Source organism: Gimesia panareensis, assembly GCF_007748155.1.
GTDB classification, from domain to species: domain Bacteria; phylum Planctomycetota; class Planctomycetia; order Planctomycetales; family Planctomycetaceae; genus Gimesia; species Gimesia panareensis.
This window is the reverse complement of the sequence record NZ_CP037421.1, coordinates 7,491,317-7,516,625: the sequence shown is the minus strand read 5'-3', so window position 1 is coordinate 7,516,625 and position 25,309 is coordinate 7,491,317. Positions and strand designations below refer to the sequence as shown.

Annotated in this window: 25 protein-coding genes; 6 read left to right on the top strand and 19 right to left on the bottom strand. The window is 51.4% G+C overall.

All coding sequences use genetic code 11. The features are described from left to right. Window positions 1-64: 64 nt before the first annotated feature. The 5 genes from Enr10x_RS28465 (at window position 65) to Enr10x_RS28445 (ending at window position 4,873) form a co-directional block, all read left to right on the top strand. Window positions 65-448 carry a LexA family protein gene (locus Enr10x_RS28465; protein ID WP_145452449.1) on the top strand — a complete coding sequence of 128 codons (384 nt, stop codon included), beginning with the start codon at window positions 65-67 and terminating at the stop codon, window positions 446-448. A gap of 78 nt (window positions 449-526) precedes the next feature. Next, a complete protein-coding gene (locus Enr10x_RS28460) occupies window positions 527-1,219 on the top strand; it encodes a hypothetical protein (RefSeq protein WP_145452448.1) in 693 nt (230 codons plus the stop codon). Between the two features lie 70 nt (window positions 1,220-1,289). Then, the gene (locus tag Enr10x_RS28455; RefSeq protein ID WP_145452447.1) at window positions 1,290-2,390 is read left to right on the top strand and encodes a hypothetical protein; all 1,101 of its coding nucleotides are present in this window, start codon (window positions 1,290-1,292) and stop codon (window positions 2,388-2,390) included. A gap of 187 nt (window positions 2,391-2,577) precedes the next feature. Beyond that, window positions 2,578-3,909 (top strand): Gfo/Idh/MocA family protein, encoded by a 1,332-nt coding sequence (locus Enr10x_RS28450; protein ID WP_232093172.1) that lies wholly within the window; start codon window positions 2,578-2,580, stop codon window positions 3,907-3,909. Between the two features lie 211 nt (window positions 3,910-4,120). Continuing rightward, entirely contained in the window at window positions 4,121-4,873 is a 753-nt protein-coding gene (locus tag Enr10x_RS28445; RefSeq protein ID WP_145452445.1) for a hypothetical protein, read from the top strand. 8 nt (window positions 4,874-4,881) lie between these two features. On the opposite strand, the gene Enr10x_RS28440 is transcribed toward Enr10x_RS28445, so the two are convergent. The 12 genes from Enr10x_RS28440 to Enr10x_RS30130 all read right to left on the bottom strand — a co-directional run bounded on the left by Enr10x_RS28440 (window position 4,882) and on the right by Enr10x_RS30130 (window position 20,284). Then, complete coding sequence (locus Enr10x_RS28440) at window positions 4,882-5,556, bottom strand: class I SAM-dependent methyltransferase (protein ID WP_145452444.1); 675 nt, start codon at window positions 5,554-5,556, stop codon at window positions 4,882-4,884. Then, a complete protein-coding gene (locus tag Enr10x_RS28435) occupies window positions 5,556-6,038 on the bottom strand; it encodes a methyltransferase domain-containing protein (RefSeq protein WP_145452443.1) in 483 nt (160 codons plus the stop codon). The genes Enr10x_RS28440 and Enr10x_RS28435 overlap by 1 nt, the downstream gene beginning before the upstream one ends. Then, a complete protein-coding gene (locus Enr10x_RS28430; protein ID WP_145452442.1) occupies window positions 6,035-7,669 on the bottom strand; it encodes a hypothetical protein in 1,635 nt (544 codons plus the stop codon). Before Enr10x_RS28430 ends, Enr10x_RS28435 begins: the two co-directional genes overlap by 4 nt. 382 nt (window positions 7,670-8,051) lie before the next feature. Further along, complete coding sequence (locus Enr10x_RS28425) at window positions 8,052-9,881, bottom strand: hypothetical protein (RefSeq protein ID WP_145452441.1); 1,830 nt, start codon at window positions 9,879-9,881, stop codon at window positions 8,052-8,054. Continuing rightward, the gene (locus tag Enr10x_RS28420) at window positions 9,881-12,004 is read right to left on the bottom strand and encodes a hypothetical protein (RefSeq protein ID WP_145452440.1); all 2,124 of its coding nucleotides are present in this window, start codon (window positions 12,002-12,004) and stop codon (window positions 9,881-9,883) included. The genes Enr10x_RS28425 and Enr10x_RS28420 overlap by 1 nt, the downstream gene beginning before the upstream one ends. Before the next feature lies 1 nt (window position 12,005). After that, a complete protein-coding gene (locus Enr10x_RS28415) occupies window positions 12,006-14,912 on the bottom strand; it encodes a LamG domain-containing protein (protein ID WP_145452439.1) in 2,907 nt (968 codons plus the stop codon). A 12-nt stretch (window positions 14,913-14,924) separates the two neighbouring features. Next, window positions 14,925-15,626, bottom strand: a complete 702-nt coding sequence (locus tag Enr10x_RS28410) for a hypothetical protein (RefSeq protein ID WP_145452437.1) — start codon at window positions 15,624-15,626, stop codon at window positions 14,925-14,927. Continuing rightward, complete coding sequence (locus Enr10x_RS28405) at window positions 15,623-16,750, bottom strand: coiled-coil domain-containing protein (protein WP_145452435.1); 1,128 nt, start codon at window positions 16,748-16,750, stop codon at window positions 15,623-15,625. Before Enr10x_RS28405 ends, Enr10x_RS28410 begins: the two co-directional genes overlap by 4 nt. Before the next feature lie 126 nt (window positions 16,751-16,876). Then, the gene (gene tnpC, locus Enr10x_RS28400) at window positions 16,877-18,439 is read right to left on the bottom strand and encodes an IS66 family transposase (protein ID WP_232093133.1); all 1,563 of its coding nucleotides are present in this window, start codon (window positions 18,437-18,439) and stop codon (window positions 16,877-16,879) included. A gap of 44 nt (window positions 18,440-18,483) precedes the next feature. Beyond that, window positions 18,484-18,846: an IS66 family insertion sequence element accessory protein TnpB gene (gene tnpB, locus Enr10x_RS28395; RefSeq protein WP_145448703.1), complete on the bottom strand. Its 363-nt coding sequence runs from the start codon at window positions 18,844-18,846 to the stop codon at window positions 18,484-18,486. Then, window positions 18,840-19,082, bottom strand: a complete 243-nt coding sequence (gene tnpA, locus Enr10x_RS30720) for an IS66 family insertion sequence element accessory protein TnpA (protein WP_390621367.1) — start codon at window positions 19,080-19,082, stop codon at window positions 18,840-18,842. Before tnpA ends, tnpB begins: the two co-directional genes overlap by 7 nt. After that, window positions 19,052-20,284: a hypothetical protein gene (locus Enr10x_RS30130; RefSeq protein ID WP_197997408.1), complete on the bottom strand. Its 1,233-nt coding sequence runs from the start codon at window positions 20,282-20,284 to the stop codon at window positions 19,052-19,054. Before Enr10x_RS30130 ends, tnpA begins: the two co-directional genes overlap by 31 nt. Before the next feature lie 383 nt (window positions 20,285-20,667). Here Enr10x_RS30130 and Enr10x_RS28385 point away from each other — a divergent pair, with 383 nt between their 5' ends. Then, the gene (locus tag Enr10x_RS28385) at window positions 20,668-21,024 is read left to right on the top strand and encodes a hypothetical protein (protein WP_145452433.1); all 357 of its coding nucleotides are present in this window, start codon (window positions 20,668-20,670) and stop codon (window positions 21,022-21,024) included. A 262-nt stretch (window positions 21,025-21,286) separates the two neighbouring features. Here the strand turns inward: Enr10x_RS28385 and Enr10x_RS28380 are convergent, their stop codons facing one another. The 7 genes from Enr10x_RS28380 to Enr10x_RS28350 form a co-directional block, all read right to left on the bottom strand. After that, window positions 21,287-21,673, bottom strand: a complete 387-nt coding sequence (locus Enr10x_RS28380) for a hypothetical protein (RefSeq protein ID WP_145452431.1) — start codon at window positions 21,671-21,673, stop codon at window positions 21,287-21,289. Window positions 21,674-21,681: 8 nt separating this feature from the next. Further along, complete coding sequence (locus Enr10x_RS28375) at window positions 21,682-22,086, bottom strand: hypothetical protein (protein ID WP_145452429.1); 405 nt, start codon at window positions 22,084-22,086, stop codon at window positions 21,682-21,684. Window positions 22,087-22,137: 51 nt separating this feature from the next. Continuing rightward, entirely contained in the window at window positions 22,138-23,037 is a 900-nt protein-coding gene (locus Enr10x_RS28370) for a phage tail tube protein (protein WP_145452428.1), read from the bottom strand. A gap of 11 nt (window positions 23,038-23,048) precedes the next feature. Further along, window positions 23,049-23,507, bottom strand: coding sequence for a phage virion morphogenesis protein (locus Enr10x_RS28365; protein ID WP_145452426.1), 459 nt, complete (start codon window positions 23,505-23,507; stop codon window positions 23,049-23,051). A gap of 202 nt (window positions 23,508-23,709) precedes the next feature. Continuing rightward, window positions 23,710-24,162 (bottom strand): hypothetical protein, encoded by a 453-nt coding sequence (locus tag Enr10x_RS28360; protein ID WP_145452425.1) that lies wholly within the window; start codon window positions 24,160-24,162, stop codon window positions 23,710-23,712. Continuing rightward, window positions 24,159-24,500, bottom strand: a complete 342-nt coding sequence (locus tag Enr10x_RS28355; RefSeq protein WP_145452423.1) for a hypothetical protein — start codon at window positions 24,498-24,500, stop codon at window positions 24,159-24,161. The genes Enr10x_RS28360 and Enr10x_RS28355 overlap by 4 nt, the downstream gene beginning before the upstream one ends. Then, a complete protein-coding gene (locus Enr10x_RS28350; protein WP_145452421.1) occupies window positions 24,500-25,162 on the bottom strand; it encodes a phage head-tail connector protein in 663 nt (220 codons plus the stop codon). The genes Enr10x_RS28355 and Enr10x_RS28350 overlap by 1 nt, the downstream gene beginning before the upstream one ends. Window positions 25,163-25,309: the final 147 nt, after the last annotated feature.

The following is a 25,309-nucleotide window of genomic DNA, read 5'->3' as shown; positions in this document are numbered from 1 at the left end:
TTTTTTCCCGCTATAATTCCCCACGTAACGCACATTCAAGCACCTCAAAACAGGAGACAGACACATGAAAGCAGCAGGAGAAGTCACACGACAAAAACTGACGGAAAAACAACACGCGATCTATTCCTTTATTAAACAGGAAATCACTGAGCAGCGGCTGTCGCCAACCGTCCGTGAAATTGCAGATCAGTTCGGCATTCGTTCTTCCAACGGTGTCATGTGCCATCTGCGTGCCCTGGAACGTAAGGGCTGGATCAAACGGGACTACTATCTTTCCCGCGGTATCACATTAGTCGCGGAACCGGTAACACAGTTCCTCACGTTGACTCCTGGAGAAGCTGGCTGCCTGGGGGATGTCTACGTGGGTTGTGTGGGCGTAGAAGATCGCAGCGTCACGCTGGAGTTCATTGCCCCCGACACAATGGGCGAAGTTCACAAGGATGCCTGAGGGATCAAGTATATCGAGACAGCCAATTCGAGTTTACGCATACTAATTCAGAGACCTTTCATTACGGATAAAGCTGGAATGAATCACGTACCCGAAAACAAAGAAAACCCTGATGTGTTGCCGATTACTGAAGCGAAACGCATTTCATCAGAAAGCACGGACTCAAATTCTCTGTCGCAGCAGGAGTTTCCCGCGCAATTAAAACAGAGCTTCGCGAACCTGGTGATGATTGAAGACGAGTACGAGGGCTTGACCTCAAGTGAGGCAACCGCTGATGTGCAGCATTGTCGCGAACTTTTGAATGATCAGGAGCGGCAGATTGCGCAATTCGTACGAAATCTGAACCAGGAAAAATCCCGGCTCCAACGGCTGCAGGGGGACCTGGAGGAAGCAGAGGTCTGTCTGTCGATGTCTCAATCTTACGAGGCAGCTCTGGCTGGCTGGCGGGAAACGCTGCATGCCTTTGATGCGCTGCATCGTGAATCTCTGAACCAGCAACAGACGTTTTCATTGTCAGAACAGGCCTGGGAAGATCTCAAGCATGCCGAGCAGCAGGCGCTCACGGAACTGGATACAGAGACGACTTATGAAACGATTCACACTCCCTATGGATCGACGACCATTCCCAAACAGGAAGGCATGCTGCCTGACGAAATATCCATCGAAATTCTGGGGGACTATTTGCCCGTCTCAATTCTGACAGACGGCGCCCGACTCTCGCTGGAACAGTGCCAGGAAGGTACTGCGACTTACGCCGTGCATTGTCTGTGAACGCTTTGCTGCGGCCTTTCATTCTATTCACAAATTCATTCAAACCTGAAAACACAGGGATTTTACGTCTATGAATCAATATCAGACACAACCAGATTATGTTTCGAATACCAACCGGATCATCAGTGGGCAACTGGCAGAGTGGGGCATTGATTTCAGTCCTGATCGTGTGGCTGGTCTGACCCCTGAGCAGCGCAGCCAGTTACAAACCTGGATCAATGCCGGTGTCGATGCCGACGAAGCGTATCACGCTGAGTTCATGTCGCTACCCGATTTTATGGAAAGCGAACTGCTGGAAATCAGTGGTGAGCTGGCCTCGGATTCTCAGGAAACCATCATCGAACAGGCGATCAATGCTTATGAGTCGCAGACGCCGATTACTGAGAATCCTTATCTGTTCGATACCAGTGGCTGGCATCTCTGGCGACAGGCTTACTGTCGCTGGCACCATGGCGAGTCGCTGGATTTCTCAGGCACAGAATCATCGGCTGTCATCGAGCATCCGCTTCCAACTGAAGATGATGAAATCGTGATGCAGTTGGTTCAACTGGCGCCTCAATTAGTCGAGGTGGAACGTTCATTGAAGGAACTTCGTCGGAAAGTCAGTCAGGCTAAAGCCCAACGGAAACAGTTGCTCGCTCAATTGTCGCGTTCGTTGAAACCAGTTCCGGAAAAAGCACTCTCCGCTCAAGAACATGTTTCAACAGATTCGGATTCAACAGAGAGAAACCTGGGGCAACCGATTCAGACTTCTGATGTAAATATGACTGGTGGAGAGACAGTAGTGATTCGAATTCCGGTGACCGGACCAGAGACCAACCGGATTGAAATTCTGATCGTGCAGAATCACCAGGGAGACTGGCGGTCCGGTTATCGCTGGTCAGTTGAAACAGATTCGCGCACCGGGCAACGATCCACGGGCAGTCTCTCACCCACTGATACGCAGCAGATTTTCCGTTCTCAAGAGGCAGCGCTAATCGATGCTGTACTGCGACTCAGTCGAGGTCAGATCGGAAATGCAGAGATCGAGGAACAGGTGATCGATTATCTGAACCTGCTGGAAGAATATCCCGGGCAAATCGCCGTTTGTGAAAAATGTGGACATCACTGGTTGAATGATGAGTTGAATTCAGCCGGAGTCTGTCCTGATTGTCTGCCTGTGGCAGATTAAAAGGGAGCATCTGTCATCGGGCTGGAATTTGTATGAGCCTGCTGATTTGTCTTGCCATGCCCGGTCAATCCTGCCATAGTTTAAGTAAGTTTAGTAATAACATCTCCGGCGGGATGGCCATTTTATTCAGATGTGGAGGCTCACAGTGCAAGATCAATCCAGCCCAAAGAACAAGTCACACTCTTCAATGTCCCGCAGACGCTTTCTGGCGACCTCTGCCTCTGCAGCAGCTGCGATTGGCTTTGGCGCACCTGCGATTGTCCGCGGTACCAATCTGAATGAAAAACTCAATATTGCCATCATTGGATCCGGGGGCAGGGGAGGCAGCAACCTGCGATCTGTCTCTTCTGAAAACATCACGGTTCTGTGTGACGTCAATGAACAGAATCTGTTCCGGGCATCCCAGAGCCATCCCAAGGCGAAGAAGTTTAAAGACTTCCGCGAAGTCTATGATCATCAGGATCAGTTTGATGCTGTTGTTGTGAGCACCTGCGAGCATACCCATGCTTTCGCGACACTGCCGGCACTCCAGTTGAAAAAGCATGTCTATTGTGAGAAGCCGTTGACCCACAGCGTCTGGGAAGCACGGGTGATTCGTGAGGCGGCTCGAGATGCGGGTGTGGCGACTCAAATGGGGACGCAGATCCATGCCAGCGATAATTATCGACGTGTTGTCGAACTGATCGAGACGGGAGCGATCGGTCCTGTGCAGGAAGCACATGTCTGGGTTTCCCGTGCCTGGGGCTGGCATCCTTCAGAAGCGGAAGCACGGGCAGCGAAAGACATCGTTTATTCTGACAAACGTCCCAGTCACAGTGATGAGATTCCCAAAGGGCTGGACTGGGATCTCTGGTTAGGACCCGCTCCGGAGCGGCCGTTCAACAATATTTATTTCCCCGGCCCCAAATGGTATCGCTGGTGGGATTTCGGAAATGGAACGATGTCTGACCTGGGCAGCCACTGGATTGATCTCCCCTTCTGGGCATTGAAACTGGATTACCCGTTGACGATTGAAGCGGCAGGCCCTCCGATTCAGAAAGAGATCGCCCCTGCCTCCATGCAGGCGGTTTATGAGTATGGTCAGCGTGGCGATCTGCCTCCGGTGACCGTAGGCTGGTACCAGGGCACCAATAAGCCCAAACTCTGGGAAGAAGGAAAAATCCCTCAATGGGCAAACGGTGTCTTATTTGTCGGTTCGAAGGGGATGCTGCTTTCCGATTATCGCAAGCATGTATTGCTGCCTGAAAAAGAATTCGCTGACTTCAAACCGCCTGAACCCTACATTCCTAAATCACTGGGACATCATGCCGAATGGATCCATGCCTGTAAAACTGGTGCGCCCACGACCTGTAATTTCGAATACGCGGGCCTGCTGACCGAAGCGAATCACCTGGGTAATGTCGCTTATCGTACGGGTAAAAAGCTGCACTGGGATACACAGGCGATGCGGGCCACCAATGCGCCGGAATCCGATCAATACATCCGTCGCGAATATCGCAAAGGCTGGAAGCTGATTTAGGTTTTAGAATGAATTTACCCGTGAAAATGCTCGCCCCGGAGATTTTCTGGATCGAGCATTTTTTTACAGACAAAGAGTGTACGAGATAAAATTCTCCCAAACTCCTGTCGCAGGGGAAGAAACGAAATATGTCATGCGGTCTGATCTGCTTTTTCAGGTATGATTGGACGGTACTTTTTAACCTGATCATTCTGCAGAAAGAATATGTCTCATGTTTGGCTGGTTCCGTTCAAAGCCGACTTGTCCTGTCTCAGCAGAAGAAAAAGCCTGGATTGAACAACGTTTTACCTGGCTGATTGAGCAGTTCGGCATGCAACGCCTGTCAAAAGGGGCGCTGATTCTACCGACGACAGATTATTTTCCGGATGACTATGATCACTCGCATGGAAGTATCCGAGGGTTGATGAACCGCGTGGCAGAGTACATGGACATCGATCCGGCGATTTTACGGTTGAGATTCTATGAAGAAGCCCGACCTGAGTTCGAAGGAATGTGGACTGAAGGTTCAACGGGACGATACGGCCAGTCCGGTGATAAACATGAAATCTGGTTGGAGCTTAACACTCTGGAAAATCCACTCAATGCAGTTGCGACGCTCGCGCATGAAATCGGACATGTCCTCCTGATCGGAGAGCGTCGGGTTTCCCCTGATGAAGAAGACCACGAAATGCTGACGGATCTGTTAACGGTCTACATGGGGTTAGGCCTCTTTCCCGCCAACATGGTGATGCAGGAGGATTACTGGGATGATGGGCCGGTTTCGGGCTGGAGTATGTCTCGGCAGGGATATCTGAGTATGGATATGTTCGGGTATGCATTTGCACTCTACGCAATTGCGCGAGGAGAAATCTCCCCGAAATGGTTATCTCAGTTACGATTGGATGTTCGATCAGCCTGCACAGAGGGCATGCACTACATTAACGAAACCGGCGACTGTAGTTGTCCATTCGTAACACCCCGATAAGACTTTTTTCAATGGAATTGTTGACCCGGATGGCTGCAGTTTACTTTTCGCGTAGCAATCACGATTCCTCCCTTGACCTTCGCCGCCTGTTCATCGCTGGTCAGTGGAGTCCCAGCCCAGTTTGTGACATGGACGATTTCCCCATGTAGCTGAAATAAATCCAGGTAGCTCGACAGTCGGTTGTTGTACGCATCCTTATTGGGGTTATAACCTGAGAAGTCTGTGCAGATCTGCAGAACGAGCAGCCCGCCCGGTTTGATGTACTTGAAGAAATCTCCCGTCGCCTCGCGGACATCAATACCCGTGTCCGGGCAGAGTTGATCTAACTCTCGGTGGTACCAACTCATCCCCCGGCAAAAGATCAGGTCGAATTCGTTCTCGTCAAAATAGTGTTCCAGAGCAGACGCACTGTCACGGATGAAAATTGCCTTCGATCCCCGCTCTATTGCCCCCATAACGCCCTGGAACGACGGCTCGATGCCGAACACCCGTAATCCGAAACTCGACAGCAGAGCGGCGTGCAGGCCCTTTCCGCAGCCTAAATCGAGCACCCTGTCCCCGAGGCTCAACCCAAAACGATTGACGATGTGCTTTTCCAGCCAGGACCGTTCGACCATCGGATCGTAATTGAAGTCGCCTTCGGAGTACTTCCGGTTGTAAAAATCGGTATTCTGCTTTTCCATTACTCGCTCTCAAACAGGGCAATGAGACGTCGGCAGCTGGAGTCTGTGACGATCTCTAGTTTGACCGGTTCTCGGTTCGTTAAATCCAGGAATTTTCTGACGTCGATCGGGTCCTGATGATGACCGGGACAAGATCCAGCGGACCACAGGTACGGCACGCTGATAATGGCAACCTGACAGCTCCGGAAGATCTTGGCGACAAACTCTCTCAGAAAGTCCGTTTCGAAGTGCTCAATCACCTGCAGGCAGGTGATGACGTCGGCCTGCAACTCAGTTTCCATCCAGTCAGCTTCAATGCATTCCACACCAGACAGATCCGGGAACGGTCGATTGTTGACGGCATATCGTTTCCCGAAATTACCCCATTGAGCAACGGGAGTATCAGCACAGCCAACATCCAGCAGGGTCCCGCTGAATGGCCCCAGCCACTCCCTGACGGTCTGGTAATAGTTCAGATCTTTTCTGCCGTCCCAGTAGCTCATGAGTCTTCTTCCCGGTTCAGGAAATAATCCCGAATATCCTGGTGCAGTCCTGGCTTGTAAGACGCCCATTCCCACGCGCCGCTTTCACCAATTTTGATATCTGAGATACAGAAATTGTGGTTCCTGAGAATCTGCAGCCGATCTCCATACTGGCGTTTTTCCCGGGTGCCGTGATAAAGATGAAAAGCGGCTCCAGGAACGCAGCCGATCCGGCCATCGATCAGAGGGTACTGCTTCGCTTTCCAGGCATCGAAGTCAGCAGCGGGCCGCTTGAGTGATGAGTACTGTTTCTCGACCCACTTGCGTTCTTTGACGAATGCAGCGACCGCGTGACAGTCTCCGCCTCCCACGATGTCTTTGTCGTAGATGCCCCAGGGGATTGCCTCGCGTCGTGCTGCCCAGGCGAATCCCGGCGTGCCGAAAACCTGCCCATTGAGACCGTTGCTCCAGTTATAGGCCCAGCTGTTCGACTGGCTCGTCACTGTTCGGTCGGGACCGAAGAAGTCAACTCGCTCGTACAGCTGCACAATCGGGTAAGTCTCCAGATGTTTTTTTGTGTCCTCGTACCAGTTCGGATTCTGGAAGATCGCGTCCATGTCAATCCAGGCGACCGCATCCACGTCTGCCGGCAGAGAGTGAATCCCGATATTCAGCAGCCGTTCTTTCTGCCACATAAATGATTTTGTGAGATCACCAATGATTTTGTGCTCGGCATCGAATTCGAACTTCCCATCAAACGACAGCTCGACCACTGTTACCGGAACGCCAAGACGCTCCAGGAATTCGTGACCGTTCCGCACCGGCATTTTGTAGCCGCAAGGATTGAAGTGGCAGGCGACGACAGCCAGGTTATTGATCTTTCTGCCGGCTGCTGGTGATTGGGGCGGCTTTATGGGGATCGGTTTTTCCGGGCTCGCCGTCTTTCCGGAACGAGATTCAAAAAAACGTTGCGCCACCCGTCGGACTTCACGAGAACCCTCGGCACTCGACCACGTCAATGGCTTGCCAGGATCACTGTTGATGTGCCTCTCAAAATCAAACTCCGCAGCTTTCAAAACATCATATCGACTCAACTGCTGTCGATCTCCGTGCGCGCCATGAAAAAGGTGCCGCACAACTCCAGGCACACTATCGATTTTGAATCCGCTTTTCTCCCAGTGTCTCAGCATCACACTGTCGCCACCGCCGAGAATATTCTCTTCATGAAGACCGCCCTGTCTAAGAACAGATCGTCGGAACGCCACCGCACCGCCCGGCATTCCCGGATTTCCCTGGGACGATTTTGCATAACTCGGATAAGATTTCTCAACGCTTCCCGTCTCGGTTTCGTACTCGATTAAATCGAAGCATTGGACGATGTCAGCGTGCCGCAGTTTCTGAAGCGTGACCCGGAACCAGTTGCGGTTTTGAAAGATCAGGTCGGCATCAACGATAGCCACCGCATCGACTGTTTCCGGAAGTTGTTCCATTACGATATTCAGCAGCCGCTCCTTCTGCCAGATGAAACGCGCGGAGTCATCGCCGCTGATCCTGATCGAATCGGAAAACAGGAATTCACCATCAAACGACAACTCACAGAATTGCACCGGCACTTCGATTGAATCACGAAAGCGCCGCGCATTTTCCGCCATTCTTGGATCAGACAGGGGGTTAAAATAGCACGAGACAACCGCAAGGCTCTTGACTTCCGGGCGACGCGACCGAACGGTCGTTGATCTCTCAGTGCGTCTTGAGTGGTGGGGTTTCGGGGCGGACTGGACAGGAACCGGTGGCGGCTCTTTGCCATCCCATGCCTGGCAGTGGTTTGCCTGCAGCTTTGCGAAGTCAGCACAATTTGAACCGTTGGACCGACAGCGTGGTCCGACTCTCCTGGGGCAGTTGTTGCACGCAAATATCCGCTCGCTGAACTGTGCTGCCTCTACTTCACTGCTGTCGAATCGGCGAAACTGGCTTAACGTATACAGGATTCCCGCGTCTTGTTGCATTGTCTGATGTTTCTTTTACATGAATTATTTAGTAAGCGGCTAACCTCGCTGGCTCGCCGTTCGTGTCCAGCCAGAACTCACGGTTCTCGATCTCGGTCACAACGTAACCGCCGCCCTTCACCCATGTCGCGACGCCAAAGGAGCCGGCGGCGATATGCTGAAAGACGTTGCTCGTTGCACGGTTGATAACGCCGTGATCGTTTTTGTGATTCGCGTGATACACGCCTGTGTGAAGGTGTCCCCACACTCCGTAGTAGCCCCACGTTTCACCGTCTGAATTTAATCCATTGACATCGAAACCGGCGGGGTCGATCCCGTCCACGTCGAATCCATATTGATTGTAGCCGTACTGGTTGTAACGGATATCTGTTGGCAAACCGTCGTCTCCCAGCAGGGATTCTCCCACCACGTTTCCGTCTTCGTCTCTGTTAAACGGACCGTCTAGAAGATAAGTGTAATTGCCATAAGGCCCATAATACCCGTTGTAAAACGATCCCCCTAATCCGTAGTTATTCCAATAGTATCCACCGTAATAACCGAACGGCCCGCCACCGTACCCACCGTAATAGTCGTAGCCGCCACCGGGGTAAAATCCCCAGCCGTAGTTCCAGTTGGGGGTGTCGACCCCAAAGTTATATCCGTACCACAATTGCGCCCGCGTCATCGGTCGAGATGCTGGAGTGATCTGAACAGAGTGAGTACCGGGTAATATTCTGTAATCGTACTCAATCAAGGTCTGTTGAGTGATCGGCGGGATTTCCGGGACGCCGCCCAGTAGATTCGCCGGCGGAGTACTTTCAATCACGACGCGCTGCCAGTAGAGCTGCGGAACGCGAACGCCGGATAGCTCTCCGACAAACTCAATAATGAATCGCCCCGTCAGCGGCCCTGGCGTGTGAACAGTAACGTTGTCTTCACCCACCCAGAACAATGATTCAAGAGCAGCCTTGATGTCACTGCCATCCGTTGTGATGATGAACGGCCCGATTGTTGTGCCGTAGCCGTCAGTGATCGAGAATGCGTATTCGTGCCCGAACACACCCGAAAAATCGAGCAGGAATTTATGATTCCACCCGGGGCTGCTCGGGTCGACATACTCCAGCAGGTCGACCGCGACGTTGCCTGCCTGAAAGGTCTGATTCGTGACCGGTTCTTTTGTCAGGAAGATCACACCGGATGGCGGGTTTTGCTCTGCCGGTGTGATGATTGCGAGTAGGTTCTTCGTTGAGTCTTTGTCGTCGGGCTTCCCTTTTGTCTTCTCTCCAGTATGGTACTTGTAAATCCCCGACGCGTTCCAGCACGGCAAATGCTTCTGGATGAAATCGACGTCAGGGAGTTTCAGATGCCCCTTCGGATCGCCAACCAGTTGCTGCAGAGTACCGTTGCCAAACAGGCTTTCGTAGAGATCCAGTGTCGCGACTGGCAAATCGGATTTCTCGGGCCTGACGTACCTACCCTGAATCTTCGCTGTGTCGCCTACATCACCCTCAAAGCGACAGAGGCAGGGAGGGAACGTCAGGCGGCCGTACCGCAGTTTATCGATCGAGGATGGGCCGGTGAATGCGAAATTCTTTCTGGTGGTGACATACTGGGGGACGTTTTCATCTTCGTCTTCGGGTTCGTCCTGCCCCGCCACTGAACCTCCGACAGGCAGGCGGACCTCAAGAACGAAGTGATCGGCACTGGAGATGTTGTCCGTGGTCTCCCCCTGCAGCCTGACACCAACGATCTCCACCAGTGAGTGTCTCGGAATCGTGAGGTTCTTGTCCTTGCGGCGGTCGTCCTTCGCCTCGTAGTCGTCGCCAACGTTGATGCAGGTGAACCACTGTCCGGGGCTGCTTTGTGCTGAATTAAACATCAATCCCCCTTTGTGTTGACTTGCTGCGTGGTGTCGACGGTTTCGTTGTGAGCCTTGATCATCTCTTTCAGGTCCTGGTTCCGCTGTCGTTCATCGAACGTGGGAACGTAGATGTCGACTTCGGAATTACGCGAGATGGTGGTTGTCATCCCGCCCGTGGTGTTGCGAGAGATCGCCACCTGTTGAATCGCACCGTCCAGGTTCATCGGCTTCAGTCCGGCGTAAACCCCGGACCCGGCGTTCTCTGTCAGGATCTTCAGATACTCCACGTCGATCGTCGCCAGTGCCAGTTTTTTGAGTTCTTCCGTTTCGGAGTTATCGACCACGCTCAGAAGTACGGTCCTCTCTTCCCCACTGATATCCCGGACTTCATACCGTGCCTGATATGCCTGCACGATTTCGTTTCGGATGACCACCTTGGTGTCGGTTCCACCCGTAATTTTGCGCACCCCCTCAGGAAGATTGTCGGGTAACTCTGCAGGTGTCGTTCGATAGTTCTTGGGGGTTTCGTAGATGTAGGTGTAACGGGCTGTTTCACCCACGGTTGACTTGAGGGGGGTGGCGATCTTGACGCGTAATTGTGCCGGCAGAGTCAGGGTTTTCGTTTGGTCATCAATTTTGACTTTCACATCACGGGTAATCGGTTCACTGAATTTCAGAATCCCCTGTTCAGGAAGCACATCGAAGGTAATTTGAGAGTTCAATATTTCCCCGACAGAGATCGTGTTTGCATACTTCTCCACAAAATCATAGTAAATCCCGGTCACCTCGGGCTGTTTGCGAATCAGCTTTCCGGTATAGGAATCGACGGCCAGTTCCGCACGGGTCTCAAAGATCGGGAGGATCTGCTCGAACTCCTGCAGCTTGTAATCACCCAGTTTGCCTGTGCGGGGGTTCTTCTGTTTAGGGCCTGGTAATACGGGTTCGGATTTCAAGAACAGTTCACGACGGGCAGCGGTGTATTTTGCGTACAGTCTGTCATAACCTTTATCACCCGGGCGGCTCCCGTCATCAACCAGCTTCGCCAGATCAGCTCCCAACTCATCGTATCTTTTCCGCAGCGTTTCTTTTTCTTCTGTGTTGACCGGATAAGTCAGACGGTAGCAGCGATAAACGGTCTGAACTGCCAGTGCATGCTGCTCTTTTCGTTTTTTGTATTCGTCGTCAGTCGGTTTTATATTATTTTTGATTTCGTCGAACTTAAGACGGATTTCTGGGAAATTAGGCGGGATTGAGAACCGCCAGTCCGGTTTGAACACAATATCCCGCGGCGCATAGCTCAGATGATTGATGGGGCGCCAGTCACCATCCAGATCCAATCCTACTGGTTCCATTTCCCACATCGCTTCGTGCATGGTGATCCCACCCAGTACGGTAGTGGAATCGGGAATCTCCGGAAGATTGGCATCAAAACCACCTGACATCAGATCGTCGGTCGGCAACAACTCACCCACCCCGTATTTGCAGATTCTGACGCGGTCATCCCACCCCAGACAAACCCGGTACCCCAGTGGTGTGACCAGATCGTTCAGGGCCTGCGCTGGCGGGATGCGGTCCCAGTGGACTTCGGGACGCACTTTCTTGCGGTACTTCAGGCTCTTTTTTTTCTCCAGATCGTCGAGTGCTTCGGTGTCGTAACGTTTTTCTCCCATCGCTTCGAGGCACATATCGGCCAGTTCGCGAGGCGTTCTTTCCTTACGGGATTCAATCACACCATTTTTCTTGACGTTCCAGTGTCCCGAATAACTGCCGTACTTCCACTTCCAGCGGCGGTCATAGATCGGGATCGTCCAGCTTTCTGAGGTGCTTGATTTGCGGACAGCCGCTTTATCCGGTCGACATCCCTGCATCAGAATCTTGGTGGTCTTGGAAGTGGTCCCCACATTCCCCAGAATGTTCTGAGTCACTGTATTGGAATCGAATTCAAACAACAGGTACCCGTCTGGCTCGATCGGTTCGTATCCCGCTTCATCCGGATCCAGTGTCTGAGGTGTCATGACTACCTGGCAGATATCCGGAGTAATTCCGTGGGAGCGTGAATAGTTCGCACTCTCGATTTTTTTGATGCCGGGATAAGTGACCTTGCCAACACCGTAACGGTCAAGTTCAATTGGTACTGCCATGTTATGTGGTTGCCCCGAATGTCAGCTTGAAGTCTTTGCCCATGTGCAGGGTTGAAAGATCACCACAGTTTTCCAGATCGATTACCGGGCTGGCGATGCTGCCTGACTCGTCATAGATCTCGGAGTCATCGCTGAATTTATTGATGATCGTCACGTCCTTCGGGCGGCGGTCCTGATCGAACGTGAGCACTGCATCTCCGGAAAGGTTGACTGCCGACAAGGTGCCGGTGGAATTGTAGTTCAACGTTCCGGCCAGAACATTCAGTACCGTATGTGCTCCGTCATAAATATTGGTGGTTCCGGCAGTCTGTTCGAGGGAAGTCGTGTTCGAATTGAGGGTCAGTTCCCCGCCACTCTTGATGATGTTCGTGAGGGTAGTCCCTGCTCCACAGTAGACCGTTGTATCGTCGGTGGCGTCATCGATGAATGCCTGGCGAATTGTAGCCACGGTCGCCGTCTCTGTGGGGTAGTAAGCGATCCCCAGGAACCCGCGGTTGACGTTGATCACGTTGCTGGCGTGAGATCCGAGCAGCAGTATCGGCGGTGTGTTTCCGTCCGGGCTGTCTCCCGAATCGACGATCAGGGCCGTAGTCTGCACCGACCCAAGGTTGATCTTGATGCGATCGGAGCCGTCACCGTTCTTCTCACCGATGAACAGCTCCGTCGCACCGATCTTCAGATACTGTTCACGGTACTCAGAATATGATGAGGTGCCATCGGTATTCTTTCGCGGGAGCCCGATTGAACCGGTAAAGGTCGACTCGACATGTAGCTCTGCTAGCGTGACAGCGGACTGATCGAGACCGTACAGAATGTCGATATCGCTATCGGAGATGTAGGCAATGTCACTACTGGCAGGGACAGAATTGCTGTCCCAGTTGGCGGCGACATCCCAGTTGTTCGGGCCGGAATTAGGGGTCGTGGTTGACTGCGTTAGTGGGGTGACGGTGGTCGCGACGGTGCCGGTAGGAGCAGTCACCCCTTTGGTAGTCTCTGCCGTCTTCATAATCAATGAGGATGTGTCGATCTCGATCAGTTCGACGTCCAGAATCGCGAAAGCGCCAATAAACTCCACCACAATATCGGTACCCGGCCATGCACCACTGGTCACATTTACGTTGCCGATACCGATCGACGACAGTGACTCAAGATACCCCTCAACTTCAGAAGCGGTCGCATTATAGGGTACTTCAACACTTTCCCCCTGAAACGATAGAATGACACTCCCCGATGTCGGTGAACCGGTTAGAGAGAGCGTTTGTACTTCGTTAGTACCAGATGCCGCGAATGGGTAATCCTGACCATTGCCACTGTTGTATAAATCATTTCCTTCTGAAAGCGAAAGCGCCGATGGAAATATGCCAAGACAATCAATGAAACCGTTAGCATTAATATAGCTCCCGCCACCAATGCCGAAACGTAGCCTTTTGACAGTGGACGCGGTCGTTGACCCAATGGTTAATCCGGTTGTAGATTCAAATGCGGCACCGTCTACACTGATTTTGATTGTTGAATTGTCTGGATCATAAACGCATAGCACATGGTGCCAAGCGTTAGTCGGCGCTGCAATTGTTGTCGTGACACTATGGAATCCGCCACTTTTTTGATAGGCAAATGTAAAATAACCGGTAGAAGAATCATAAAGCAAATAATAATCCGGCGTGTATGATCCGGGATCGCCTTTTGAAAATACGTATTTTGAACCGGTTGATGTCTGCGTGGATTTGAAAAAAAGAGATATTGTAAAGGGTTCGTCTTCATCAAATGCACCAATTGCGGAATAATAAAGAGTTGCACCGCCATCAATCTTAATTCCATCATTGATGACCCCGCCGACGCCATAGTATGCCCACGAAAATACGTCAATTTTACCGTCTGCAACATAGTTTAGATTTCCAACTATTTCATCATAGGTCGTCGAATACGGTGAAAGTGTACCACTACCGCCTTCTGTCCAAGTGCCGTCAAACGTCCAATAGTAATTACACTTTTCTGCGAGTGCGCTGCCCCCGGCGGTCGTCTCCGTCACGGTGCCGTTTACACCCGTCAGATTCTCAGAATTGACGACGAGCAATTCTACGTCGGTTTCCGCAAGTGCCCCCTGGAATGTAACGGCCACATCGGTTCCCGGAAGTGTACCACCAGAACAGGAGACTGAACTTGTCGGGATCGTACTTAGCGATTCTAAAGACGATTGAATCGTTGCGGCACTCGCGTTATAGGCAATGTTTCCTGTTGTCTCTCCACGAAATGATAACGTAAACGTACCCCCAGTCGGATTGTTGGGGCTCGATATAGTCTGGACTTCATTCACAGCCCCAGTCAGACCAGAGGTGTTTATCGTCATTAGCGAAACATTGATTCCTGCAAGAGTTCCTGTGAATTCAACCGTCCACGGCCCGCCGGCGTCACCCGTCACAGTGAAGTCACCCGAGCTGTAGCTGGCCAGCCCTTCGAGTGCCGATTGCACTGTGGCTGCGCTGGCGTTGTAGGAAATGGTGGTCGTGGTTTCACTATTGAAAGTTAGCGTGAATGCTCCACCGGTTGCCGCGGTTCCACCGAGAGTGACGACCTGCTTTTCATTGTTTCCTGATCCGATGGCGACAGTAACTGCAAAGGGTTTTCCTGCAGTGTCTGAAGTCAGGTCGATGGTCCCGTCTGCATCACCGTTTGAGTCAACACCCGCAGATGCCGTGATTTCAGCTAACTCTGGCTCGGTCGATGCATTCCAGGCTGCCACTAATTCCGATACCACAGCGGCCTGAGTGGTCCCTGTGAGTGTCACTTCGAGTGTTTTATTGCCGATTGTGAACGACACAATCTGCCCGGCCTCAACGTCCGTGGGGATGGAGACCGTTTCTACTTTAGCCTTGGCAGGTGCCCCGCCAATCCAGATATGTGATGTCATATTCTCTTTCCTTTAAAAGGCTGCGTTGTGTTCGAATGTGTAAGACCAGTGGGTTGGAAATTCGATATCCAGACCGTTTCTTCTGCGCGTGGCTGCATAGTTGATCTGACGGCGGTCTACGTGCTCGTAATAAGGGAACAGGGGGGCATTGACAGCAGGATAAGCACCTAAACCCACTTTTATTCCAGATTGAACCATCTGCACGGGTGAGGACTCTGTAAGCTGCTGTTTTTGAAAAGCCCCTTTGATGGTGGGAAGCAAGAAAAACTTTGCCCCTCCAGTACCTGTGTAATTCAATGACTCTTCATATTTAAGTACCTGAGGTTCTTCCAAATTGATCTGTGTGAAGTTGATATCTGCTTCAACGGTCATGGCATAAGATCGGAAGGTGGTCAATTCCCCGTTTCCGTTGCGCGGGAAGTGGGGAGGAACTGTTACACGAGTGCCAGCCAGAGTGTTCAAGCTGACCAACTGGTGCATGATCGTACTACCCTTTTTCCATGTCAGGTCTTTACCCTGTGCTTCATAACCCTCTACCAATTGGGCCATTTTTGTGACCAGTTCTTTATCTGTTTCCGCGTGCATAACCCCTGTGATATTCCACGTTTCCGTATATCCGTAGATAAAGCCGTCTTCCGCCTCCAACCCCTGCCGGGAAATAATGACGTTGGCTTCGTTATCCGGGTGCTGGTAGTCGCCGTAGATTAAGATCATGGGTTGTTGTATCCATTTTGTTTCAACTGAAATTGATCGATCTGTTTTTTTAGCTCTTGTTGACTTTGAATAATTTCATCCTGCATAGACTTGATTGCATTGATGGTGGCCATTCCCTGTTGGTGGATTGCATCAGCAGCATCTGATCCTGCCTCTTGGATCGTCTGCACGTTCTCGAGCATTCGTTTAATCTGGCTTTTCAGATAGACTTTTAATTCTGCTTCCTGGGCAACGCGTGCTTCTGTTGCCTGCTGCAGTAGACCTGCGGTCGTATTCACGGTTTCCGCTGCCTGCCTCTCCTGTTGGTAACCTTGATTCAGCTGCCCAGTTTTCTTGTCAACATTCTGCTGAGTCTCAGACAGGTCCTTCTTAAGCTTCTTCGATCCAAATACTTCCGTGAATGTATCAGCACCTCGAACACCTTCCGTTTGCCTTGCATAAAAATCGTCGACGTATTCCTGTCCAACCCCCGCCTCCTTAAGTAGTAAGGCTTCTCTCCGGTCAATCTTCTCTCCGGATTTAATCTTCTCTGCAATTTCAATCGTTCGGTCTCGAAGACCTGGGCTGAGTTGTCCGAGCTTGGACTTCAGACTCTGTTCCTCGGCCCGCTTCGCCTCCTGGAGTGTAGACAGCTTTTCCTTTTCGGATTTGAGCTGATCCTTCAATGCCTGGTTCTGGGATTGTATGACAGCCAGTCGGTTTTTGTCCGCATCGTAGAGCCTTCGGTAAGTTTCTTCGTTGTCCCGAAGAATACTTAATGTCAATTCTTTATTTTGAAACAGATTTTGAGATGCTCGGTATTCTTGCTCTCGCCTATAATCAGCCAGTTCTTTTTCGGATGCCAAGACCTCTTGTGCCGCTTCTCGACGCTCCCGATCTGCCTGCTGGAGCGCTGTCTCTCCACCGGGGGTAAAGTTGCCTCGATAATCGAGGCCGGAAATTGACTGGGACTCTTCAGTAACGTTTCCTGCCCTTCGCAAGTCAGACTGCAGACTGATCCGGCCTTCAGTGATCATCTTATAGACATCACGTTCCTCAAAAGCTTTAGCCCTTTCCTTTTCAGCTCTGGTGGTGCGCTCGATAGCCTCGACTGCTTCGTTATAAGCTTTGCGCTGGCTGATCATTGCATCTGTGGCCCTGCCGCTATCCTCTCCCAGATCAACAGTAACCGTTTCAGGAAATACACGGTCTATCAACGGGCATCGAAAGATATGCCTTTGAGAGTCATGAGTAACTGAATCACTGCCGGTTCATCGTCGGCGGGGGCGGTGGGATTCGGGGTGTTGCTTCAGCCATTGGTCCGGCAGCAGTTCTTCCAGACGATCGGCGGCGTGATCGGTTATCCGACTCAGCACATCTCTCAGATAAGCAAACGGTTCTACTTCGTTTGCTTTGCAACTGGCCATCAGACTGTAGTGCACGGCGGCGGCCTCGCCGCCCCGATCACTGCCGACGAATAGATAATTCTTCCGGCCGATAGCACAGGGACGCAAGGTGCGTTCGGCCAGATTGTTGTCAATCGACAGAATGCCCTCGGTACAATACCGCGTAAAACCGGACCAGCGGCTTAACAGATATTGCATCGCGACTGCCACCGGACTTTTCGGTAATAGCACACGCGATGTCTCTGTTAACCAGTCGCGGAACTGTTCCAGAACCGGTAACGCCTTGTCCTGTCGCAACTGTCGGCGGTGTTGCCACCAGCGTTCACAGTCCGCCGGCTGTTGCAGATCGCTGGCTTCCCGTTCAATCGCGTATAACTGCTGGATAAACAATAATGCCCGGTGTGCGGCTTCCGGCTGCACGGTCCGCGCATCGTAAAACTTGCGTCGCGCATGCGCCCAGCACAAGACCTGCTGAATCCTGCCTGACCGGTACAGTTCTTCGTAACCGGCATACGCGTCTGCCTGCAGATAACCGCGAAAGTGTTTTAAAAACGCCTGGGGACCGGCGCGTTCCCGGTTCGGGGTGAAATCATAGACCGAATACGGATGCCCGGCATCGCCGCAGTAAACCCAGAACCGGCCGGTCCGCGTGCGGGAAAGCCGTTGGTCCTGGACGGGAATCGTTGTATCGTCCGTATGCATGACATGCGACTGCAGAACGCGACTTTTCATCAGATCAGTCAGCGGTTGCAGTAATTCCGCAGTTTCCAGTACCCAGCGGCTCATCGTGCTCCGCGAAAGCTGTACGCCATTCCGGCTGAGAATGGATTCATGACGATACAGGGGGAGATGATCTGAGTATTTCCCCACCAGGATCGTCGAGAGCAAGCCGGGGCCGGCGAAGCCTTTGGCAATCGGCCGGGCAGGAGCAGCCGCCAGCACCACATGCTCTTCACACTCCCGGCACGCGTATTTGAAACGTACGTGCTCGATCACTTTCAGGCTGGCAGGAATGAATTCTAACTGTTCGTGGCTGATTTCTCCGATCCGCTGCCGTGTCTGGTCGCAGCAGGGACAGCGTTTTTCCGATTCGGTCAGGTCATGTTCTACCCGTTCCCGAGGTAAATGGTCGGGCAGCTTGTTGCGGCCGCCGCCACGACGACGATGTGCGGAAACCGCAGTAGGAGGCGGTTCATCGTCCTCGGGTTCAGCAACTTCCTCTGCAGCCTCGGGTTCATCAAACAGGCTCATTTGATTGGGGGCGATCTTTTCAGAACGGGCGCCAAACCGTTGTCGCAGCAGCCGCTCAATGAAATGTTTGAGTTGCTCGACTTCCCGCTGTTGCTCTCCCACGGTCTCACCCAACTGGTGAATCATATCATGGCAGGATTGGACGTCGTTCGGCAATGAGGATCGTTTCTGGTTCATGTTCCACGTCTTAACATAATCGTTGTCAGGCGGGAACTGTTTTTTTATGAAGTCGATACTTTTTCTGAAATCTGATAGCGTTTTCTGCGCTGCACGCTGGTCAGGTCGATGCCCTGCAGCAGGAGCCCCAGGTCGGTGGAGGACAGTTGTAGGCCATGTGTGCCCTCCGGGCTGGAGAGACGCTGATATGTGCCCGCTTCCAGCCGTTTATACCAGATGGCCAGACCATCGTGGTCCCAGTACAGCAGCTTGATCCGATCCTGTTTTTTGTTGAGAAACACAAACAGTCCCCCGTCGAGTACGTTTTGCTGCAGGTAGACTTCGGTCATTCGCAGGAGGCCGTCAAAACTTTTTCGCATATCGGTGGGGACCGTGCAGAAATAAATGCGGGTGGGCAGATTCAGCATGCGCGCTGCTCCAGCGCGGCGAGCACGGTTTCGAGCGTGGTTTGATCACAGCCGTTTCCGACGCGAACCGAGGTGCCCTGTGAGAACACGATTTCAATCGGCGTGGCAGGGAGTTGGACTTCAACGGGCAGAAAGGAAGCTGCAGCGGTTGTCTCGGCATCCCGCTTTTTCAGTTCCCGCCGCCAGTAGTGGTAAGCTGGTTCGCTCAGTCCTTCACGCTGACAGAAGGCACGGATCGAGAGTCCGGACTGCAGTCGGTCTGAAAGGGTTTGTCGCCAGAACGCTTCACGGTTCGGGTTCCGTCGCTGGTCGGCACGCGGGGTTGACTGGGATGCGGACATCGCTTTTGCTCCTGAATATGCTGGTGGTTGAAACACATGCAGAATACAACAGCCGTCAAGGTGTATTTTGTGGGCCGGTTACGATCAACAAACAGACCAGTTATAGTTTTCAATGTGTCATGAAGTATCAGACCAGCAGCTACAACTGCCGCTGCAACCGCAGCTGTTGTACCAGCAACAGCAAGACCACCTAGCGCCGTACCACCTGCTACTGTACCACCACCGATAGCCCCAGCTGTCTGGCTTCCTGCCACTATAGAATTACTTGCCGCCAACAATTCGTTAGCTGCCACCTGTGCCTTGGTAGCAGAACTGAGAGCGATTAGAGCCTCCCTGCCTTTCCACCAGACATCTGAAGCCCCCTTGAAGACGCTGATCCCTTCCTGGACAATATCATATAGTTTCAGGAATTTTTGCAGGTTATCTTCTGACACCAGTCCAAGTTTGGCTGATCCTTTGACGATGTCAGCCAGCCCTTGAACAGCAATCATAGCAGCTTCATTTGCCCTTTGTTTCGACTCAGCATAAAGCTTGTTTGTTTCTTTGATTTTATCATCAATTGACTCACGGTACTTTGAGACAGCTTGAGCTTCCTTTTGCTGATTTTTCACCTTTGCATTCAGGATATCAGCAAGATTGTCTGCTTCTTCCTGTTGGATCGCTATCGCCTTTTTGCTTGCGAGATTAGCTGCTTTTACTCTTTCTTTTTCTGCACGTTCAGCAGCTTTGACCTTCTCCCTGAGGTTATGCTCGAGCTCACGCGCCTCTGCTTTGGCGATGGCATCCCGCTCCTTTTGTGCCTCCTTTTCAGCCTTAAGCCTTGATCTCTCCAGCTCTTTCTGCGCAGCTGCCTCTGCCTTGGCCTGCTCTTTCTGTTTTTTTTCAGCTTCTTTTGCGGCTTCCAAAAGGATGCGTTCTCTCTCACGAGATTCCAGTTTAGCTGTGTCTGACCTCTTTTTTGCTTCAGTTTCGATAACTTGAGTGCGTACCTTTTCTGCATCAAGAACTTGACTGTTCACCTGTTTGGCTATATTTTGATTATTTGGGTCACCTGTTAGTTTCAGGGAGATGATTACATTTCTTTGTGCATCTACCATTATTTTACCTCAGGCTTGCTATGGTTGTACTAGTTGGCCTTTTGTCATACTCAGAAAGTAAGAATACATGAGTATTAATACTTCTCGGTCTCATTGCTTTTGGCATTGGCATATTGGCCATTCTTGATCGTACTGGCTTGTTAACAAAGTGGTTTGATCTCCCATCTGAACATCAAAAAAAGAAGGCCAGAAAACAAAAAGAGGCGGAAGAATTTGCTAAGTTATCACCAGAACTTCAACACCTGCATCTGCTCGCTAAACAGAAAATGTCGGATTTCCAATTCAGTCTCTTCATTTTTATTCTCACTTGCATCTTTTCCGGCGCCATAATTTACTATGTCAACTGGGTCCTGTAATTCATTCTCTTCTGAGAGGATTGATCTATGGCTTTTACATTGGCTGAAAAAATCATTGATATTGGAACCCTTGTTACTTTTGGGATTATCTGTATTCCGATAGTGGCTTACGCAGTTCTTGATCGATTTGGTTTGTTAAAAGAATGGTTTGGCATCCCCTCTCAATACGAAGCAAGACTCGAAAAGAAAATACAGGAAGCAGAAGACGAAGCCCGCGAAATCGCCAAATACCGCAACCTTTCAGACGAGGGAAAACTTTTGCATGAGCTCGTTGAAGACAAAAAACGTGCCGCAACAACCAGACGCCAAATCGCTGGAGTCTTTCTAGCCATGCTTGTTATAGCTGGTTTCTTATTTATACTCATATTCTTCAAGTCCCAATGATCGCCTCACTCAGACCCACCCATAAAGAATCCATAGAAAAGGCAGAGCAGATCGAGCAGGCCAAACAGACGCTCCAGAATGCAGAACGTCAGACCCTCTACGACAACCTTGCCTACGGAATCTTTTTCATCATTGCCACATCAGGCGCCCTCCTCCTGGGGAAACTGATCTCAGTCATTGTTAAAAGCACTACATAAGTTTGGGCAAATGAACGGCGATGACTAGATCATCGCCTGGAAAAAGCCGCCTCAATTGAACGGCTCTATCCCATGGTCTTACCCATCATCATCATAGACATCATTTCTAATTGCTTGTGTTCGGCCACTGAATCGACGATCTCCTGAATAATAGCGGCATTTTGTCGCACTATGTCGTCGTCCGGGAACTGCCCCACGGCCTTACACTCTTTCCAATGCTGGTAGGTTTTGGCGTTTTTTGAGCTCAGGACCTTCGGTTTCTCCGCGGTCCCCTTAGGGCAACTGCCGGGGAACTTCGGGTGCTTGGGGTTACAGCAGGGAGCCGGCACAACGCGTTTACATGGTTCACCGTGGAACTTCTGCAATTCGGCAGTTTCTTCGTCGTAGATGTACTTCAGGCAGTGCTGGCAGTCGCGGAAATAGAGATCGGGGTGGAGCAGTAACAGCCCCACCCCTTCGACTAGTTTTTTGCGTCGCCATCCCCATCTTCGCCATCGCCACCAAGAACCTTATCCAGATCGAGTTCTTCGGATGGCTCGACCTCGTCCGGGAGATCCAGTTGCATGACAATGTTAAACAGCTTTTCAACAATGTTCCGTTTCAGACGGGACAGGGTCTTGGAATCGATCGGCAGGGTCTTGCCGTCTACCTCGAGATCCCAGCTTACAATCTGCTTGATGATCACTGCATGGATCCGGCGCGTTTTTTCCGTTGCTGAGATCAAGTCCCATGAATGCAGGACCTCGCGTATTTTGTCGGACAGCATCACCCGGTATTCGAACCTTACCGGCCCGTGCAAGCGGGGAACTTCTTTGATAAGACCTTTCTCGGTGCACCCGTCTGAAATATAGCTCTTTGCTACCATGTCGTGTCTTTCATTAAATGAACGTGGTTAAATTATAATTTACTCACCTGATTATGAGTGAGCATTGGTGATGATCAGCGGCGCGGTGGATCCGGAACTTCGGACATCTCCCTCGAGAGGATACCGCATAGTGGGCTGTCCCTGACTTGTGACCGTGCGGTTCTTGTACTGCACTGCAGCCATGGCAAAGGTCAGCACATCCCCAGACACAGCAGCATTCGTGAACACGGCTGTTCCAGCGGCACCATCCAGCGCCTGCTTTTCGAGGTCTGTGTGATCTGTCGACCAGGGGTGATTTGTGGCCAGCGTGATCGTTCGGTCTGTAATGGGGATCGTGTAACGCGTGAGAGCGTTCTCATACCGTTCCGTGTCCAGAACGTTGTTAATAGTCAGATTGAACTCAGAGAACTCACGTGTGGAACCCAGAAGCGTCAATACGCCATCCTTCATGATGTAAGGCTTTTCGGTCGGGAACGTCAAAGAGGGGAATGTGCCGGCATCTCCAGTGGTTTCCGTCTCAGCCTCGATGTCCAGGTCCAGCATCAGGATCTGTCCCTGAGTGGCGTTGAAACTAGCCCGGGCAATTCGGCACCCCGAATAGGTGTAGACCTTCGCTCCGCGGTCGACCATCATTACAAACTCTTGCAGGGTCTGCTCCAATGGGAATATATTGGTCGCCTCATTCCCCCCTGTAATGTAAGGCAGCAGGGCATCCAGAACGATCCGAGAGCAGGGAACCTTGATTGATCCGGAAACTTTTTTCAGTCCTTCTCGAGTGCGCTCTTTATTGTGATCGATGGTTCCCCGCATCCCATCAGTTGCCACAATGTCTGCCTCTTCGTGGAGCGTCTCACTTCCCACGAATTCAAGAGGGATGGATGACGTGTCAAAAGGCAATGCACTATCAATCGCTATCGTTACTAAGCGGCTTACTACTGGATCTGCAGGCATGGTACTGTCCTCTATAACTTATTGATCTGATTGACGATGGAATCTGCGGTCAGATCCGCTGTTGTGTCTAATGTTTCCTCACTGAAGCCCATAAACTTTCGGGCGGGGATGTTCTTTTTCTGCGATCCTTCCTGGTGGACGCCGGCGTAATAGACGCTGGTTCCCAATGTGAACCCTTCCCCGCTGACTCCTTCAATGTGGTCTGATCCCTGATACCCCACTGAGTCCTGAAGTCTCCCAGTATCAATTAACGGTTTAGGATCAGGGTTGTGACCTGGTGGCCGTTGTGTTTTTAATGGTGCCCAGGGAGAACCGTCCGGTGCTGTGCTCGTCTGAAACCCCGCAGCCAGGTCTCCCTTGGTCACCCCTAAAGCAGCCTGCATTGCGTCGGGCACATCCGGTTTGGTTACGGCGTCGGCGATTCCTTGGAGGAAGTCTCCGAGCTGGGCTTCTGTAATGGTTTCAGGCATCGCTGCTTGTCCTTAACGGTGACGACTTTGAACCCCGGGAGTTCACGTGCCTCTTTGGCCGTGAACTTCCGGTGGTCCGTGCTGATCTGATCGGCATACAGTTTGACCGCCTCATTTTCATTTGAGGTCTTGAATCTCAGTGCCCCAAAAGTATTGGTGCTGATTTTCAAAAACTCTGTATCTGTGGTTACGACTTCATGGCTCACGATCTTGTCTCCCAACTGATAAACCACAGGGATACCCCTGCATGAAACTCTCCCGCTTCGAACCAGGCTGGATCCACCACCAGCCCGGGAGCGACATAGCTGTTTACGATTGTGCCGACGCCTGATAATCGAGGTGTGCGAAACTGTTTCAATATGGTTTCGTACCAACTGAGGTACTTTCCTCGATTGATCGTCTGGTTCTGGTTATCTGCATCGACGATATAGATGCCGATCTGATATTCGATCTGATCCCGTAAATTTGTGCCTTCTGCCGGGTTATGTTTGAGGTTTCCGGGTGAAATCAGAATGGCTGGAAAATCTGCAGACGTAAAATTTCGTGTGGAAGGTAATTTCTGAATATGCACATGCTCATTGGCAATCTCAGTCAGATTCAGATTTTGTATTTCAGCCTGGATCGTCGTCAGAATATTTTCGAGAATCGCGGTCATTTCGCCCTCCTGCAGATGCAGCGCCAGTGGGTTCTCAATCTTACCCGCGAGATTGACATGACGGTCCAGGCCACATTGTTTGCATCAGTGATCGTGTCTCCGGTTTCTATTTCAGAACCGGCTAAAAGCACATTGGGAATATTCCAGGTCATCGCTTCTTTTGCAGAAGTTACCAGGCCTTTGACTATGTCATCATGAGTAATGTCTCTCATCCAGGCATGGGAAATCGAAACCGTAGACGTGGTGTCGTTATTGGCACCTCTGCGTGTAGTCAGGGTGACTGGTTCTGTTCCCGGCATTTTCAGATACAGGTAGTCCAGTAGCTGGGGTGTTACCATCAGATCACCACCTTCCTGTAACGGGCGAGTGAACCTTTGACGGAGTCCAGCAACATTGTTTCAGCCTCTACCCCAGAAAGGGAGTAGCTGTAATCCTCGATTGACTCCGACTGAATCCGCCCGGCACGACTGCGAGATTCCAGCATCGAGGTGATCAGTCTGCTGGTTGCAAACTGGATATCGGCTGGAACTGTTTCCCAGCCTGCGGTATAAGCGACCTTGATGTTGCCTTTCCCCGTCCCGGGAGCGCGGGCAAGTTGTCCACGTTGTGTCATGTCGGGGCGAGTCCAGACTGTTCCCAGCCGATAGAGAATTCCACTATTGCTGATCTCCGCTGCTGTGGCGTGATCTTTACGAAGCACAAAGTCTGTCCCCTGGACGAGTTCTGAGGAAACAGGGAAGGCGTCCGTGCCGTCCCCATAAAAACCGTTGAGGTCTTGATGGACTGAAGTAACAGACTGCACCGGGGTCTGATTCAGTACCAGGGTCTGGTCCCCCGTTCCGCTGTAATACTCGGTATAGGTAGCCTGTTCGACCTCCCGTTGAAGATAACCTTTGACCATGGCCTCTGCCTGGGGGATCAGTAGTTCAATCACCGTATCCAGAGATGTGTCACTGATCCCCAGCAGAGTCTTAATTGTAGTTTTGGTGGTCCAGCTCATGGTAAACAGTTTATCCTTGAGTCATATATTGGATTCCAGTAGTTGATTGAATGCAGAGTCACGATTTTGACTAGAGGTAGTTTCAAAACCCTAAATTACGTGAACAGTTTGGTATAGTATTTGTAGGAGTACCTCCCCAGAAAGGAG

What these genes read in the sequence shown, in the direction of transcription:
- Enr10x_RS28465 (WP_145452449.1), top strand. Translation starts at nt 65, where the DNA reads ATGAAAGCAGCAGGAGAAGTCACACGACAAAAACTGACGGAAAAACAA.
- Enr10x_RS28460 (WP_145452448.1), top strand. Translation starts at nt 527, where the DNA reads ATGAATCACGTACCCGAAAACAAAGAAAACCCTGATGTGTTGCCGATT.
- Enr10x_RS28455 (WP_145452447.1), top strand. Translation starts at nt 1,290, where the DNA reads ATGAATCAATATCAGACACAACCAGATTATGTTTCGAATACCAACCGG.
- Enr10x_RS28450 (WP_232093172.1), top strand. Translation starts at nt 2,578, where the DNA reads ATGTCCCGCAGACGCTTTCTGGCGACCTCTGCCTCTGCAGCAGCTGCG.
- Enr10x_RS28445 (WP_145452445.1), top strand. Translation starts at nt 4,121, where the DNA reads ATGTTTGGCTGGTTCCGTTCAAAGCCGACTTGTCCTGTCTCAGCAGAA.
- Enr10x_RS28440 (WP_145452444.1), bottom strand. Translation starts at nt 5,556, where the DNA reads ATGGAAAAGCAGAATACCGATTTTTACAACCGGAAGTACTCCGAAGGC.
- Enr10x_RS28435 (WP_145452443.1), bottom strand. Translation starts at nt 6,038, where the DNA reads ATGAGCTACTGGGACGGCAGAAAAGATCTGAACTATTACCAGACCGTC.
- Enr10x_RS28430 (WP_145452442.1), bottom strand. Translation starts at nt 7,669, where the DNA reads ATGGCGGAAAATGCGCGGCGCTTTCGTGATTCAATCGAAGTGCCGGTG.
- Enr10x_RS28425 (WP_145452441.1), bottom strand. Translation starts at nt 9,881, where the DNA reads ATGTTTAATTCAGCACAAAGCAGCCCCGGACAGTGGTTCACCTGCATC.
- Enr10x_RS28420 (WP_145452440.1), bottom strand. Translation starts at nt 12,004, where the DNA reads ATGGCAGTACCAATTGAACTTGACCGTTACGGTGTTGGCAAGGTCACT.
- Enr10x_RS28415 (WP_145452439.1), bottom strand. Translation starts at nt 14,912, where the DNA reads ATGACATCACATATCTGGATTGGCGGGGCACCTGCCAAGGCTAAAGTA.
- Enr10x_RS28410 (WP_145452437.1), bottom strand. Translation starts at nt 15,626, where the DNA reads ATGATCTTAATCTACGGCGACTACCAGCACCCGGATAACGAAGCCAAC.
- Enr10x_RS28405 (WP_145452435.1), bottom strand. Translation starts at nt 16,750, where the DNA reads ATGATCAGCCAGCGCAAAGCTTATAACGAAGCAGTCGAGGCTATCGAG.
- tnpC (WP_232093133.1), bottom strand. Translation starts at nt 18,439, where the DNA reads ATGAACCAGAAACGATCCTCATTGCCGAACGACGTCCAATCCTGCCAT.
- tnpB (WP_145448703.1), bottom strand. Translation starts at nt 18,846, where the DNA reads ATGCTGAATCTGCCCACCCGCATTTATTTCTGCACGGTCCCCACCGAT.
- Enr10x_RS30130 (WP_197997408.1), bottom strand. Translation starts at nt 20,284, where the DNA reads ATGGTAGATGCACAAAGAAATGTAATCATCTCCCTGAAACTAACAGGT.
- Enr10x_RS28385 (WP_145452433.1), top strand. Translation starts at nt 20,668, where the DNA reads ATGGCTTTTACATTGGCTGAAAAAATCATTGATATTGGAACCCTTGTT.
- Enr10x_RS28375 (WP_145452429.1), bottom strand. Translation starts at nt 22,086, where the DNA reads ATGGTAGCAAAGAGCTATATTTCAGACGGGTGCACCGAGAAAGGTCTT.
- Enr10x_RS28370 (WP_145452428.1), bottom strand. Translation starts at nt 23,037, where the DNA reads ATGCCTGCAGATCCAGTAGTAAGCCGCTTAGTAACGATAGCGATTGAT.
- Enr10x_RS28365 (WP_145452426.1), bottom strand. Translation starts at nt 23,507, where the DNA reads ATGCCTGAAACCATTACAGAAGCCCAGCTCGGAGACTTCCTCCAAGGA.
- Enr10x_RS28360 (WP_145452425.1), bottom strand. Translation starts at nt 24,162, where the DNA reads ATGACCGCGATTCTCGAAAATATTCTGACGACGATCCAGGCTGAAATA.
- Enr10x_RS28355 (WP_145452423.1), bottom strand. Translation starts at nt 24,500, where the DNA reads ATGGTAACACCCCAGCTACTGGACTACCTGTATCTGAAAATGCCGGGA.
- Enr10x_RS28350 (WP_145452421.1), bottom strand. Translation starts at nt 25,162, where the DNA reads ATGAGCTGGACCACCAAAACTACAATTAAGACTCTGCTGGGGATCAGT.